The sequence below is a fragment of the Borreliella bavariensis PBi genome, from assembly GCF_000196215.1.
GTDB lineage: Bacteria > Spirochaetota > Spirochaetia > Borreliales > Borreliaceae > Borreliella > Borreliella garinii.
In genome coordinates this window covers 42,747-56,610 of sequence record NC_006156.1, presented here as the reverse complement: position 1 = coordinate 56,610, position 13,864 = coordinate 42,747, and the positions used below count along the sequence as shown (strand labels likewise).

Here is a 13,864-nt window from a genome sequence, read left to right as displayed (position 1 = left end):
GATTATTCTAGGGTATAGTTAATTTGTCCAAATCTGATTTGAATTTATTGGTAGAAAATATTAAATTTGAACATCTTAGTGTTTTTCATGATTTTATTTTATCTGTTTTAAATACTCTTTCTATTAGTGATTTTGAACTTTCAGTTATTCTTTGTGATAATGTTTATATACAAAAATTGAACAATAAATTTAGAAATAAGAACGAGCCAACCGATGTTCTTTCTTTTAATTATAATGAACTTAACGAGGGTTTGGTTGGTGGTATAAATTATAAAATACAAGGAGATCTTATAATATCTTTTGAATATTTAAAATTTAGTGCTCAAGAGTTTAATGTTGAAATTTATGAAGAACTTCAACGTGTCACTATTCATGGGATTTTACATTTAATGGGACATAATCATGAAACTAATGATTTTCAAAAGGAAGGTATGTTGATTCTTCAAGAAAATGTCTTAAGAAAAAATAAAAGGGTATTTTAGATGTTGGGATTTTTTAATTTTAAAAACAAAAAGAAGAAAAAAGGAAACCCAAAAAATGATCTTGAAGATAAGTCGAATATTGAAACTTCTTTGATAAAAAATTTCAATGCTCTTAAAGAGACTATTGTAAAAGAGATTATGATTCCTAGGATAGGGGTTATATTTGTTGATTATGCTAAGAGTAAGGACGAGCTTTTAAAGGTTGTGACATCTAGCAGTCATTCAAGATTTCCTGTTTATCATGGTACTATTGACAATATTGTTGGGATAATTCATACAAGAGATGTACTATTGCATATGTGTAAAAAAGATTTCTATGAAATAGATTTAAAAGATATTATGCGAAAGGTTATGTTTGTTCCTGAAAGCAAAAAAACAGACTCTCTTTTAAAAGAATTTCAAGAAAATCACGTTCATATTGCAATTGTAGTTGATGAGTATGGTGGTGTTTCAGGGCTTGTAACTCTTGAAGATATTCTCGAAGAGATAGTAGGCGACATTCAAGATGAATTTGACAATGAGCTTGATGAAATAGTTCGTCTTGATGATGGATCTTATCTTTGTGATGCGAGAATTTTGATAGAGGATTTAAATGAGAAGCTTAATTTAAATTTACCAAATGGAGACTTTGATACTCTTGGTGGTTTCGTTTATGATCTTTTTGGGAGGATTCCTTTGAAAAATGAAAAGGTTGAATACAATAATTTAGTTTTTTCGATTAAAAACATGCATCAAAGAAACATTAAGGTGATAAAGATTTCCGAGAAGGAAGGCTTATGAATTTTAATCGATTTTTAATGTTATTCCTTTTTAACTTTAGTGTTCTATTGGGCAGTGATACTACAGCATTAGGACATTATCAAAAGGCTCATGAATATTATTTATCTAAAAGGTATTATGATGCTATTGATGAGCTTGTTGAGGCTATAAAAATTAATCCCAATTATTATGAAGCTTATAAATTTATTGCATCAATTTATTATTCTCTTAAGATATATACTCAAGCACAATTTTTTATAGAAAAAGCTTATAAAATGTCTAACGAAGACATTGAGTATAAAATTCTTTATGCAAATATATTATTAAAAAATAATAAAATTGATCAAGCAAAAAAAATCTATTCTGAGGTTTTAGTTAAACAGAGAAATAATATTAATGCTTTAGTTGGTCTTGCTTCGATTTTTGAACAAAATGGCTTATTTATAGCTGCCGCTAATTATTATTTATCTATTCTTGATTATAGTCAAAATAATTATAGTGCGTTTGAACATCTTATTGATATTTATCAAAGACTAGGAATGCATGACAAGATTAGACATTTGATAAATAAAGTCAGAGTAAATTTTTTATCTTTTCCAGATTTTCATAAAAGAGTAGCTGAATTTTATATTAGCATTAATAATTTAGGGCTTGCCGAAAAGTATGCTTTAAATTATTTAGCTTTAATTGAAAGTTCTTATAAAGATTTTGGAGTTGTTGGTGCATATCGATTACTTGCGCTTGTTTATCTTCATGAATTTAAATATGAGGATGCAATAGAATCATTACAGAAAGCTATTTTGGTTAATAAAGACTCTGATGAACTTTATTACTTATTGGGATATTCTTACTTAAAATTTGGGAATATTGAAAAGGCTATTTTAAATTTAGAACGAGCTAAAAATCTTAAAAAAGATTTAGAATTTTATAGTATTGCTCTTGAGGAGAGTTTTTTTGCATCGAATTTTAGAAATTTTTTGAAAAACAATTCCAATGCTAAAATTTCTAAGCATTATGAAAATGAAGGATTTAAAGCTTTTAAATCTTTGGATTTAAACAAAGCATTGTTTAATGCAAAAAATTCTATTGATATTTGGCCTGATAATGACAGCGCCAGGTTTTTGCTTTCAAAAATTTATAAGCTTATGAATTTAGATATTATGTCTTATGAGCAGCTTTTTTATTTAGTTAAACAGAGAAATTCCACTGATTCTAGAATTTTGGATTTTTATGATGTTGTGTCTTTTGATGTTAGAAAGTCTTTATTTTATAAATATGGATATAAAAGCATTGCTGATTTTAATAAACTTTACGATGACAGAACGGTTTATAGAATGGCTATTTTTACTCAAAGTGAAAATAAATTTTTTGGGGCAAACGATTTGATATTAAGATACGCTGAAAGGGTGCTTGAGCGTAATTTGAATATAGAAATAGTTAACTATAATTTTGATTACAATAAAAATAGAGACTATTTGATTAATAATTTTTCCGAAGGATTTTCTTATTCAAGGAATAATAATTTGGATTTATTTTTAATTTTTGATTTTAAGGCAGATATTTTGAAAAATACAGCTACTTTATTAGTTAATGTTTTTTCGGGAAAAACAGGAATTAAGGTTAGTTCTTTCTCTTATGATGTGGGGGGTGTTAATTATTTAAGCAATGCTTTAAATTCCTTTTCTAAAGATTTTCATGATTATTTGCCCAAAAAGGGGAAGATCCTTCAAATTAAAAATGAGGATGCTCTTATTAATCTTGGTCAAGTAAACGGTGTTTTAAAGGGTGATATTTTTTTGATTCTTAAAGAAGGCGCTTTAAACGGTGAAACTAGAGATTCTAATTTTATTGTTTATAAAAGATCAGATATTTTGGGGGAGATTTTAATTGAGGATACAAGTGATTATATTTCCAGAGGTACTATAAAATCTTCCACCTTTTTAAAGGATTATATTCAAGAGGGAGCCACTGTGCTTGTAAAAAGATAGTTTGACACTCGTTATTAATTTATGATTTAATAAATCTAGTAAGAATAAAATCAAAAAAAATTGGAGGATTTTGTATGAAATTGGCTATTAATGGTTTTGGTCGCATTGGTAGAAATGTTTTTAAGATTGCTTTTGAAAGAGGAATTGATGTTGTGGCAATAAATGATTTAACAGATCCTAAAACCCTTGCACATCTTTTAAAGTATGATTCGACTTTTGGAGTATATAATAAAAAAGTTGAGTCAAGAGATGGCGCTATTGTTGTGGATGGAAGAGAAATAAAAATTATTGCCGAGAGAGATCCAAAAAATCTTCCTTGGGCAAAGCTTGGAATTGATGTTGTAATTGAATCAACAGGTGTTTTTTCATCAGCAACTAGTGATAAGGGGGGGTATCTTGATCATGTGAATCATGCTGGAGCCAAGAAAGTTATTTTAACAGTTCCTGCTAAGGACGAGATTAAAACAATAGTTCTTGGTGTAAATGATCAGGATATTAATTCTGATTTAAAGGCTGTGTCAAATGCTTCATGCACAACTAATTGTTTGGCTCCTCTTGCAAAAGTACTTCATGAATCATTTGGAATTGAACATGGACTTATGACAACTGTTCATGCTTATACTAATGATCAAAGAATTTTGGATCTTCCTCATTCTGATCTTAGACGAGCAAGAGCTGCTGCACTTTCTATTATTCCAACTTCAACTGGTGCTGCAAAAGCAGTTGGACTTGTTTTGCCTGAACTTAAGGGAAAGTTGAATGGGACTTCAATGAGGGTGCCTGTGCCAACAGGTTCAATTGTTGATCTGACGGTTCAACTCAAGAAAAAAGATGTTACCAAAGAAGAGATTAATTTTGCTCTCAAGAAGGCATCAGAAACGCCCGAACTTAAAGGTATTTTGGGGTATACAGAAGATCCAATTGTATCTTCAGATATAAAGGGAAATTCTCACTCTTCTATTGTTGATGGTCTTGAGACAATGGTTCTTGAAAATGGGTTTGCAAAGGTGTTGTCATGGTATGACAATGAGTTTGGATATTCTACAAGAGTGGTTGATCTTGCCCAAAAATTGGTAAAATAAGTATAACTATTTGTAAGGTAATAAAATGTCAATAAAAACAGTAAAAGACTTTAATAGCTTTGCGGGCAAGCGAGCTTTAGTAAGATGTGATTTTAATGTTCCCCTAAAAGAGGGGAACATTAGCGATGATACTAGAATTAAGGCTGCATTGCCCACAATAGAATACCTGAAAGAAAAAGGAGCTAGAATTGTACTTATAAGTCATTTGGGTAGACCAGAGGGCAAAAAAAATCTTAAATATTCTCTTAAACCTGTTGCCAATAAATTGTCAGAGCTTTTGGGCCAGGATGTCAAGATGCTTTCTGATTGCATTGGAAGAGAAATTGTAAATAATACTTTACAAATGAAAGATGGTGATGTTGTATTGCTTGAAAATGTAAGGTTTTATGCGGAAGAAGAGAAAAACGATAAAAATTTTGCAAAAAAACTTTCTGAGAATGGAGATGTTTTTGTAAATGATGCCTTTGGTGCAGCTCATAGGGCTCATGCTTCAACGGTGGGGGTTTCTGATTATTTACCATCTGTTGGTGGATTTTTAATGGAGAAAGAAGACAAATTTCTTGGAGAAGTATTAAAAAATCCCGAAAGACCATTTGTTTCGATTATTGGTGGGTCTAAGGTTTCTTCAAAGATTGCAGTACTGGAATCACTTTTATCAAAGTCAAATGTAGTTGTGATTGGCGGTGGAATGGCCTATACTTTTTTACATTCCAAAGGATATTCTATAGGCAAATCTCTTTTAGAGAGCGAATATATTGATATAGCTTCTTCTTTTTTAAAGAAAGCAAAAGAGTTGGATGTTAAAGTAATTTTACCGCTTGATCACATTGTAGCGGACGATTTTAATAAAAATTCTACTCCTGAGTATATTGATTCCTTTGATATTCCTGAAAATAAGATTGGCATGGATGTTGGAGGTAAGACTTTAAAAGAAATCGAAAAGGTTATAAAAACTGCTAAGACTATAATTTGGAATGGCCCTCTTGGTGTATTTGAATTTGATTCATTTTCAAAAGGAACTGCAATGGTTGCCGAAATGGTAGCATCTTGCGCAGGTTTAACTATTGTTGGTGGTGGAGATTCTGTTGCAGCTGTTAATAAATTTAATTTATCTGATAAGATCACTCATGTTTCAACAGGTGGCGGTGCATCACTTGAATATCTTGAAGGAAAGATTTTACCAGGTATTAAGGTTTTGGAGAAGTAAAGTGAGAAAAACGTTTTTAGCGGGAAATTGGAAAATGCACTATACAAGCACAGAAGCTTCTATTGTTGCAAAAAAAATCGCAACTGAAGTTAAAACTTTAAAGGATGATTTTGTAATAATGATAACTCCTCCATTTACGGCTTTGTCTAAGGTTTCAGAATGTATTAAGGGTAGCAATATTCTTCTTGGTGCTCAAAATATGTCTTATATGGAAAGTGGAGCAAGGACTAGTGAAATTTCACCTTCAATGCTTTTAGAATTTGGAGTAGAGTATGTTATACTTGGTCATTCCGAATGCAGATTGTATTTGGGAGAAACAGATGAAATAATAAATAAAAAGATTCTTACGGGGCTTAAGCATCCTTTTAAGTACTTAATTCTTTGCGTTGGAGAAACTCTTAATGAGAGAGATTCTGAAAAAACTTTAGATGTTGTTTTAAATCAGGTTAAAAAGGGGCTAGATGGCGTTTCTGAATCAGATATTAAAAGAATAATTTTAGCTTATGAACCTATTTGGGCAATTGGAACGGGCAAAACTGCAACTAAAGAGGAAGCAGAAGAAGTTCATAAGGCAATTAGACTTGAGATTATGAAGCTTTATTCAAAGTCGGTTTCGGATAATGTTATAATTCAGTATGGAGGCTCTGTTAATTCAAGCAATGTAAAAGAGCTTATGAATGAGCCTGATATTGATGGTGCTTTAATAGGCGGTGCATCTTTGAAGGCCGAATCTTTTTTATCTATAATTAATAACGTTCTTTAGTTAAAGAGGTTTGTTTTGGATTTAATTAGATTTTGTATTTTTATAATTTTTGTTATTGTTTCAATTTTTATTATCCTTTTAATTCTAATTCAAGATGAGCAGGGTGATGGAATAGGCGGTGTTTTTGGGGGCGGTAGTTCTTCTATATTTGGTGCAAAGTCTTCAAGCGTTGCTGTAAAAATTACTGGATTTTTTATAGCATTCTTTTTTATCTTTGTAGTTTTATTATCTTTTATGAATACTAAAAGAGCAGACAATAGCTTTCTAAATGATATAAAGACGGAAAATAAGAATAGTTCAACTTTCTGGGATAATGAGAATAATGAATCAGATACTAATATTAATAAAAGTAAAGAAGAAGATTTGAAAGAAAAATAATTTAAATTGATTACTGTTGTGCTATATTATAGCACTCTTTTACGCAAAGAGTTGACTCTTTACGTAAAAGAATTTTAAATCATAACTATTATTAATTTTATTGAAAGTTTATTTTATTTTTATTGTGTTGTTTTAAATAATTTAAAGCATCGCTAAAATGGTTTGATCCTAAAAATCCATTGTTTGCTGAATATGGAGATGGGTGGCTTGTTTCAAGAATTAGATGCTTTGTTGGGTTTATGAGCTTTTTTTTACTTCTTGCTAAATTGCCCCAAAGCATAAATACAATATTTTCCAAATTTTTCGAGATTATTTTTATTACTTCATCTGTAAAAATTTCCCACCCAATATCTTTATGAGAAGAAGGTTTGCCTTCTTCGACCGTTAAGATTGTATTTATTAAAAATACACCTTGAATTGCCCATCTTTTTAAATCTCCGTTTGGGAGTGTTTTTATTTTTAAACTTTTTTCTATTTCTTTAAATATGTTTTGCAAAGACGGTGGAATTTTGATTTCTGAATCCACAGAAAAAGCAAGTCCATTTGCTTGGTTTTTTCCATGATATGGATCTTGTCCAATTATTACCACCTTTATGTCTTTAAATGGCAAAGAATCAAAAGCATTGAATATAAGTTTTGGAGGAGGGAATATTTTACCTTTTTTTGTTTTATATTCATGTTTTATGAACTTCACAAGCTTTTTAAAGTATCCTTTATTAAATTCATTGTTTAAAACTTCTTTCCAAGATTCTTCAATTTTTACTTTCATTTTTGTATTATATAAGAAATAGTTTTTAATTTGAAATGTATTGAAGGTAAGACTTTACTATTTTTGAAATTTGATTTTTATTATGGATAATGATGTATTAAAAAGAATAGAGGTTTTGTCTGAATTTATTACGGATAAAAAAAAAGCTAGAATTGAGGAAGTATTAAGTCGTCGCACCAATTACTTAACATTTGTGCTTGAAGATATTTTTCAGCCCCAAAATGCAAGTGCTACCATTAGAACAGGTGAAATTTTAGGATTTAGTGATGTTCATATTATTAGTAAAAGGAATAAGTGCACTTTGAATCCAGATGTTACTTTAGGATCTTCCCAGTGGATAAATTTAAATAGGTATAACAATACTAAGTTTGCACTTGATAGGTTAAAGTCTGATGGATATAGCATAGTGGCCACATCTTTGGATGAACAATCAATAAATCTTGAAGATTTTCCAATTAACAATAAAATGGCAGTATTTTTTGGGACAGAGTTAACAGGGCTTAGCGCAGAAGCCTTTGAAGCTGCCGATTTATATTTAAAAATACCTATGCATGGATTTACTCAAAGCTATAATATTTCTGTAGCTGTTGCAATAGTTATGTATTCTTTATCGATTCGTTTAAGAAAAAGTAGCATTAATTACTTGTTAGATGAAGCTGAGAAATCAAATTTGAAATTAAAATACTATAGACAAGTTGTTAAAAATTATCAATTTATTGAAAATCTTATTAATTCTTAAACTTCTCTTATTTTTTTCCAAGAATTTAAAAATAGATAAAAAATGGTATCGATTGTAATTATCATTAATGTAAAAATTAGAGAACCTTCTATAAGTTCGATATTTTTTACTTCAGGGTAGAATTTAAGTATTGTAGTTATAGATATTGAAACTAGCAAATTAGCCAGATATCCAGAAATTAGCCTTGATAGAGGATGAATGATCCATAAAGATTTTATTTTTATTTGTTTAAAGTAATCATATAGCAAGATGTTTATATATTGCGATAGAAAAAACACATAAGTTCCAATTAATATTGTTAAAATGTATGTAAAGTTGTTGAATAAAATTTTAAAATGAATATCTGAGGTGTCTAATTTGTTATGATTGAATACTATCATAAAATTAATCATAATTGTAAAAGTTATGTTTAACAAAAGACCCAATATTACAGAATTTGTTGCTTCTTTTTTATTATATTTTTCTACCATTAAGTTTAGGGAGAATAATGCTGATAAAAAAGTAATGCCTGATAAATTTAAGGACATTCCAAATGTTTTTACATTTCTTAGTATTATAATATTTGATATTGTTGAAATAATTGCATTGAAACAAAAAAGGCCAGATTTTCCGAAAAATCGGTAAAGAATCCCTAATGTTATATATGTAAAGAGAAGAACTCCTATCCACAAGCTTAAATCAAACATATCTTTACTCATAGGATTTAATTTTACCAGATTAATTATCTTAGATAAAGTTTTTCATTTATTCAAATTAACTTTTTTATTTTTGAAGTTTTATATATTTTGCAAAATATATAAAGGGTGTTCCCAAAATTCCCGCAAAACCTTTAATTAGGTATGTGGAAATTACTATATCTAGGAAAGCCTGCTTTGGGAATACTTTAAAATAGGTTGCTATACTTACAAAAATTAGTGTATCTATTAAGCCACTTATCAATGTTGATCCATTGGTTCTGAAAAATAAAAACTTAGGAAATTTTTTTTTGATAAATTGATACAGGTATACATCGTTTAACTGGGATACTAGGTATGCGACAAGAGAGGCCAATAGTAAAGCTGGTATTGAGGAGAAAATGTTTTCTAAGCTTTTAAAATTTTCTTGAGTTCTATTTGACATAAAGTGAATTTGAGCATTTGTTAATACTGCAAAGACAATAAAGCTAATAAACCCAATATAAACGGCTTTTTTTGAAGTTTTTTTTCCATAAAATTCTGATAGAATATCTGTTGCAATGTATGACGATGCATAAATAATGTTGCCCAGTGTAGCATTAATTCCAAATATTGTAATTTGTTTTAAAACTTGAATGTTTGCTATAATAATCGCTACTGCAACCCAAGCGAATAATCCGTTTTTTTTAAAAAAAACGGATATAATAATTAGAAATGAATAAGTAGTAATTAGCATAGCAAACCATAAAAATTCATTAAACATAAAATTCTCTTTTAGTATATTGTTGGACTTATTATTATAAAATTTTAGCTTAATTTTTGCAAATAAGGCAGTATTGTTGTTTTTTTGAGACTATGCTAAAATGGCACTTATAAGGGGATGTTTTGGATTTGACTGAAAATGCTAATATTGTAAGTTGCAGGCAGAGGGAATCTCTTAAAACTTCTAAAATAAATGCAAAAAATAATAACTTTACAAGCTCAAACCTTGTAATGGCTGCTTAAGTTAGCAGAGAGTTTCGTTGAATTTGGCTTTGAGGTTCACTTATACTCTTTTCGACATCGAAGCTTGCTTAAAAATGTTTTCAAGTTAATTTTTAGGGACTTTTGTACTTGAGAGCAATTTGGTGGTTTGCTAGTATTTCCAAACCATATTGCTTAAGTAAAATGCTAGATAAGCTTGTAGAAGCTTATAATATTGTTTTTAGGACGCGGGTTCAATTCCCGCCATCTCCATTTATTTCATTCTTTTATTTATTCTTTAAACATAAGTCTTAAAAAGCATTGCTAAATTTGGAAGGTTTTTAATTATTATTTAAAGCGTCCTATCGGAATCGAACCGACATCATTAGCTTGGAAGGCTAAGGTAATAGCCATTATACGAAGGACGCAAGACAATAATTTACTTATATAAAAAAAATCAATTTATGTCAATAAGATTTATTGTAATGTTATTTTTGGCTAGCAATTTTTTTTTTAAATAAGTACAATTAATTTAACTTAAATGTAGTCAAGTATAAAAACTTGTGTGGAGGAAATTGATGGGAGAGAGAGGGGAAGTATACTCTGATAAGCTATTTACAGAGTCTGAGAGAACTTATTTTTTTAATATCAAGGAAAATAGAAAAGGGGATTATTTTTTAAATATTGTAGAGAGCAAAAGAAGTCCAAGTGGAGATTTTGAAAGACATTCTATTTTTGTATATGAAGAAAATATAAGTGAGTTTGAATCCAATTTGCTTAAGGCAATAGCTGTTATTAAGAAAAAAGTGTCTACAGGATCTGTTGATCCTTCTATGAGGCATGATAGGGGGGGATATGGAGAGAAATCTAAATTAGACGATTCTAGATTTCAGAATAAATCTCATTTATCAGGCGGACGATTTAAAAAGAAGGATTATTGATTTTTATTATTTTTTTAAATTAGTTTAAAATTTCTTCTATGAAGGCTTAAAACCCCATATTTCTTTATTGCATTTTTATGTTCTTTTGTGGGGTATCCTTTATTTTTTCTGAGCAAATATAGTGGATAAATTTTATCGTATTCATCCATCAGTTTATCTCTTTTAACTTTAGCAATAATTGAAGCAGCTTTTATTTCGTCTATTATTGAATCTCCTTTAATTATTGCTTTAACAGTTTTTGCTGTTATTTTTGGGACAAATTTACCATCTACAAATACTAAACTGCAATTTAATTTTAGGTTTTCGTATGCAGTTTGCATTGCAAGAAGAGTTGCGTTGTGAATATTTATTTTTTCTATTATTATATTTGAAATTTCAGCGAATGCATAATATGAGTTTTCAAGTATTAATGAAGATAGGTACTCTCTTTTTTCTTTTTTTAGTTTTTTAGAATCATCCAATTCTTTTATAAAGTTAGGTTTTTTTTTGAAAACTACAGCAGCACTGAGAACAGGTCCAAAAATACAGCCTCTTCCAACTTCATCTATTCCGCAAATCATAATGAACCTTTTTATAAAAATATTTTTATTTATTATAATATGAAATTGTAGATTTATCAGTAATTGTTTTTTAATTTTAATTGGGAGTTAGTTTGGTTTTAAAAAAAATAGTACTCTTGGGATTTAAATCTTTTTTAAATAGACAAGAGTTTGAAATAGATGGAAATTTGAGCTTTATTGTGGGTCCTAATGGATGCGGAAAGAGTAATCTTATTGATGCTGTTCGTTTTTGTATGGGAGAAGATAATTTAAAATTTTTAAGGGTTGAAGATATTTCTGATTTAATTTCTGTTTCAAAATCAGGAAAATCAAATTTTTCAGAAATAACTCTTTTTTTTAGTAACATTGATAGTGAAAAATCGACTTTAAGGGAATTTGGGGAGAATTTTTATATTCGCAGGCGTCTTTATAAGGACGGTTCAAGTGAGTATTATTTTAATAATAAAATTTTAAATTTTCAGGATTATAATAAACTTTTGAATAGGTTTCAGTTTAAAAAATCGCCTTATATGTTTATAACCCAAGGCAGGGTTGAAGACATTTCTTTGGGAAGAAATGTAAATCTTAAATCTTTAATTGAACAGGCAAGCGGAATAGATGTTTTAAAAATAGAAGAAGAAGAGGCCCTTAAAAATTTTAAGCAATCTAATCAAAATTTATCGTCTTTATTAACCTTGCAAGAAAATTTAAAGCAAAAGTACAATAACATAAAAAATGTTTACCTTTTGAGAAAAAAACATCAAGATTTAAGTCAAAAATTAGAAGCTTTAGAAAAAACAATAATATTAAAAAAGCTTTTCAATATTAATTTTGATATTAATGTCTTAAAAAACGAATTAAATTTAGACGGTTTGAGTAAATTTTTGTCTTCTAGTTTTAAGGAAAAGTTAGAATTTTATTCATTTAGAGAAAAAAATGTTGTTAATAATATTCAGGCATTAGAAAAGGTCCTTGAGCTTGCAAAATCTAAAATTCTTGGACTAGAGATTAAGATTCAAAAATTAGAGCAAGAAAAGAGTGTAAAGATGAATTTGGAAGATAAGCTTGTCAAGAGTAAATCTAATTTTGAGGAGAAAAAAAAATCTATAAATAATGATTTACATCAATTAAATAGTTTGCTTAAAGAAAAGAAAAATGAATTTTTTTCTTTAAGTGATGAAATTAATAGATATACTAAAAGTTTTTTTGAACTTGTTGATTTAATTTTATCTGTATTAAAGAGCGCTAAATCAGAAGAGTTTGTTTTATTAAAAGAGAATATATTAGACTCTCTTAAGCTTTTTGAAGAATCATTAAGTATAAAATATATTAAAGAGATTAGAGTAAATTTAATCAAGTATATAGGCAAAGATGAAAATCTTTTTGCTTTATTGAAGGATAAAATTGAGCCTATTTTAGATCAAAATGTTGATTTAAAAAAATTTTTGCTTGAAAAAAACTCTTTAAAATCAAATCTTGCTAAAGAGATAACAAATATCGAGAGATTAATCGAAGAAAAGACGCTTAAATTAAATGATGCGCTAGGGGAGCTTGAGTATATAGAGCTTTCTAAATTTAAAAATTTGGACGAAATCAAACTTATAGATGGTAATTTAGAATTTTTATCTGAATCTAAGAATAGTCTTGATGAAGAGATTAAAGATTTGTATTTAAAGCTGGACAATTTAAATTTAGAAAAGAGTGATATTCAGCTTAAATTAAACAATCTTGTTGGTGCTTCAAAATCCAATAATGAGCCTTTTAAGGAGAAAGATTTAAGCTCTTCAGTTTTTTTTAATAATTTTAAAAAAACTAATTATTATGAATATATAAAAAAACAGACAGAGTATGAATTTCTTTTGAACTCTAATTTAAGCATTAAGAATGAAATAGAAAATTTTAATATTTCTAATAAAATGTCTGATAAATTTAGATTGGAAGAGGACATTATAACCAGAGAGCTATTACAAAAAGAGATCAATGCAATCAATTTAGGCGATTATGTATTTTTCAATATTGATAAAGAGTTTGATGAAACCAAGGATCGTTTTGAAAAAGTAAGTTTACAAGTAGAAGATTTAAAGCTTTCGAAATATTCATTGCAAAAGCTTCAAAAAAAAATAAAGAGTGAAATTTATAAAAAATTTAGGGAATCATTTGATGAGATTAATAAAAATTTTTCTTACTTTTTTAAAAAAATTTTTAAAGGAACCGCCATTCTTTTTTATAATGAAAATACCGATAATGTTGAGATTAGAATAAATTTTTCAAACAAATTTGTCAAAAACAATAATATGCTTTCAGGAGGAGAGAGTACTTTGGTTAGCATGGCTTTTTTATTTGCACTTTATTATTATTCTCCTGCTTGTTTTTGCATGCTTGATGAAGTAGATGCAGCTCTTGATTTTGAGAATAGCAAAAAACTTTCTTTACTATTAAAAGAATTGGGCAAAAAAATTCAACTCTTGGTAATAACCCATAATGCATATGTTTCTGAGGGTGGTGAAAATTTGATAGGCATTACACTTGATAATGGTGAAAGTAAGGTGTTTAATATATAATTAAGTTAGATTTAAGGAA

The 13,864-nt window shown here is 28.5% G+C and carries 14 protein-coding genes, 1 tRNA gene and 1 other RNA gene; 11 read left to right on the top strand and 5 right to left on the bottom strand.

From position 1 onward, the window contains the following. Positions 1-23 precede the first annotated feature (23 nt). From ybeY to secG, 7 genes are all read left to right on the top strand, one after another. A complete protein-coding gene (ybeY, locus tag BG_RS00290) occupies positions 24-482 on the top strand; it encodes an rRNA maturation RNase YbeY (protein ID WP_011193412.1) in 459 nt (152 codons plus the stop codon). Then, positions 483-1,262: a hemolysin family protein gene (locus tag BG_RS00285; RefSeq protein ID WP_011193411.1), complete on the top strand. Its 780-nt coding sequence runs from the start codon at positions 483-485 to the stop codon at positions 1,260-1,262. Continuing rightward, positions 1,259-3,229, top strand: a complete 1,971-nt coding sequence (locus BG_RS00280) for a tetratricopeptide repeat protein (protein ID WP_011193410.1) — start codon at positions 1,259-1,261, stop codon at positions 3,227-3,229. The genes BG_RS00285 and BG_RS00280 overlap by 4 nt, the downstream gene beginning before the upstream one ends. 74 nt (positions 3,230-3,303) lie before the next feature. Next, the gene (gene gap / locus BG_RS00275; RefSeq protein ID WP_011193409.1) at positions 3,304-4,311 is read left to right on the top strand and encodes a type I glyceraldehyde-3-phosphate dehydrogenase; all 1,008 of its coding nucleotides are present in this window, start codon (positions 3,304-3,306) and stop codon (positions 4,309-4,311) included. A gap of 25 nt (positions 4,312-4,336) precedes the next feature. After that, entirely contained in the window at positions 4,337-5,518 is a 1,182-nt protein-coding gene (locus BG_RS00270; protein ID WP_011193408.1) for a phosphoglycerate kinase, read from the top strand. Between the two features lies 1 nt (position 5,519). Next, a complete protein-coding gene (gene tpiA / locus BG_RS00265) occupies positions 5,520-6,281 on the top strand; it encodes a triose-phosphate isomerase (RefSeq protein ID WP_011193407.1) in 762 nt (253 codons plus the stop codon). A 15-nt stretch (positions 6,282-6,296) separates the two neighbouring features. After that, positions 6,297-6,659, top strand: a complete 363-nt coding sequence (gene secG / locus BG_RS00260; RefSeq protein ID WP_011193406.1) for a preprotein translocase subunit SecG — start codon at positions 6,297-6,299, stop codon at positions 6,657-6,659. Between the two features lie 97 nt (positions 6,660-6,756). On the opposite strand, the gene ung is transcribed toward secG, so the two are convergent. After that, on the bottom strand, positions 6,757-7,428 hold the full coding sequence (gene ung / locus BG_RS00255; protein ID WP_011193405.1) for a uracil-DNA glycosylase: 672 nt from the start codon (positions 7,426-7,428) through the stop codon (positions 6,757-6,759). 82 nt (positions 7,429-7,510) lie between these two features. Here ung and BG_RS00250 point away from each other — a divergent pair, with 82 nt between their 5' ends. After that, positions 7,511-8,167, top strand: a complete 657-nt coding sequence (locus BG_RS00250; RefSeq protein ID WP_011193404.1) for a TrmH family RNA methyltransferase — start codon at positions 7,511-7,513, stop codon at positions 8,165-8,167. Here the strand turns inward: BG_RS00250 and BG_RS00245 are convergent. Both BG_RS00245 and BG_RS00240 read right to left on the bottom strand, forming a co-directional pair. After that, entirely contained in the window at positions 8,164-8,853 is a 690-nt protein-coding gene (locus tag BG_RS00245) for a queuosine precursor transporter (RefSeq protein WP_011193403.1), read from the bottom strand. The genes BG_RS00250 and BG_RS00245 overlap by 4 nt on opposite strands. Before the next feature lie 76 nt (positions 8,854-8,929). Beyond that, the gene (locus BG_RS00240; RefSeq protein ID WP_011193402.1) at positions 8,930-9,604 is read right to left on the bottom strand and encodes a queuosine precursor transporter; all 675 of its coding nucleotides are present in this window, start codon (positions 9,602-9,604) and stop codon (positions 8,930-8,932) included. A 113-nt stretch (positions 9,605-9,717) separates the two neighbouring features. Here BG_RS00240 and ssrA point away from each other — a divergent pair. Beyond that, positions 9,718-10,080: a transfer-messenger RNA gene (gene ssrA, locus BG_RS04710) on the top strand. 80 nt (positions 10,081-10,160) lie between these two features. Here the strand turns inward: ssrA and BG_RS00235 are convergent. Then, a tRNA-Gly gene (locus tag BG_RS00235) sits at positions 10,161-10,232 on the bottom strand. A 150-nt stretch (positions 10,233-10,382) separates the two neighbouring features. Here BG_RS00235 and BG_RS00230 point away from each other — a divergent pair. Next, the gene (locus BG_RS00230) at positions 10,383-10,745 is read left to right on the top strand and encodes a DUF3276 family protein (RefSeq protein ID WP_011193400.1); all 363 of its coding nucleotides are present in this window, start codon (positions 10,383-10,385) and stop codon (positions 10,743-10,745) included. Between the two features lie 14 nt (positions 10,746-10,759). Here the strand turns inward: BG_RS00230 and rnhB are convergent, their stop codons facing one another. After that, complete coding sequence (gene rnhB, locus BG_RS00225) at positions 10,760-11,305, bottom strand: ribonuclease HII (protein ID WP_011193399.1); 546 nt, start codon at positions 11,303-11,305, stop codon at positions 10,760-10,762. A gap of 92 nt (positions 11,306-11,397) precedes the next feature. Between rnhB and BG_RS00220 the strand changes: the two genes are divergently transcribed. Further along, positions 11,398-13,845: an AAA family ATPase gene (locus BG_RS00220; protein ID WP_011193398.1), complete on the top strand. Its 2,448-nt coding sequence runs from the start codon at positions 11,398-11,400 to the stop codon at positions 13,843-13,845. Positions 13,846-13,864: the final 19 nt, after the last annotated feature.

Bases quoted from the DNA above. Each gene is read 5' to 3' on its own strand.
- BG_RS00285 (WP_011193411.1), top strand. From the start codon at position 483: ATGTTGGGATTTTTTAATTTTAAAAACAAAAAGAAGAAAAAAGGAAAC.
- BG_RS00280 (WP_011193410.1), top strand. From the start codon at position 1,259: ATGAATTTTAATCGATTTTTAATGTTATTCCTTTTTAACTTTAGTGTT.
- gap (WP_011193409.1), top strand. From the start codon at position 3,304: ATGAAATTGGCTATTAATGGTTTTGGTCGCATTGGTAGAAATGTTTTT.
- BG_RS00270 (WP_011193408.1), top strand. From the start codon at position 4,337: ATGTCAATAAAAACAGTAAAAGACTTTAATAGCTTTGCGGGCAAGCGA.
- ung (WP_011193405.1), bottom strand. From the start codon at position 7,428: ATGAAAGTAAAAATTGAAGAATCTTGGAAAGAAGTTTTAAACAATGAA.
- BG_RS00250 (WP_011193404.1), top strand. From the start codon at position 7,511: ATGGATAATGATGTATTAAAAAGAATAGAGGTTTTGTCTGAATTTATT.
- BG_RS00245 (WP_011193403.1), bottom strand. From the start codon at position 8,853: ATGTTTGATTTAAGCTTGTGGATAGGAGTTCTTCTCTTTACATATATA.
- BG_RS00240 (WP_011193402.1), bottom strand. From the start codon at position 9,604: ATGTTTAATGAATTTTTATGGTTTGCTATGCTAATTACTACTTATTCA.
- BG_RS00230 (WP_011193400.1), top strand. From the start codon at position 10,383: ATGGGAGAGAGAGGGGAAGTATACTCTGATAAGCTATTTACAGAGTCT.
- rnhB (WP_011193399.1), bottom strand. From the start codon at position 11,305: ATGATTTGCGGAATAGATGAAGTTGGAAGAGGCTGTATTTTTGGACCT.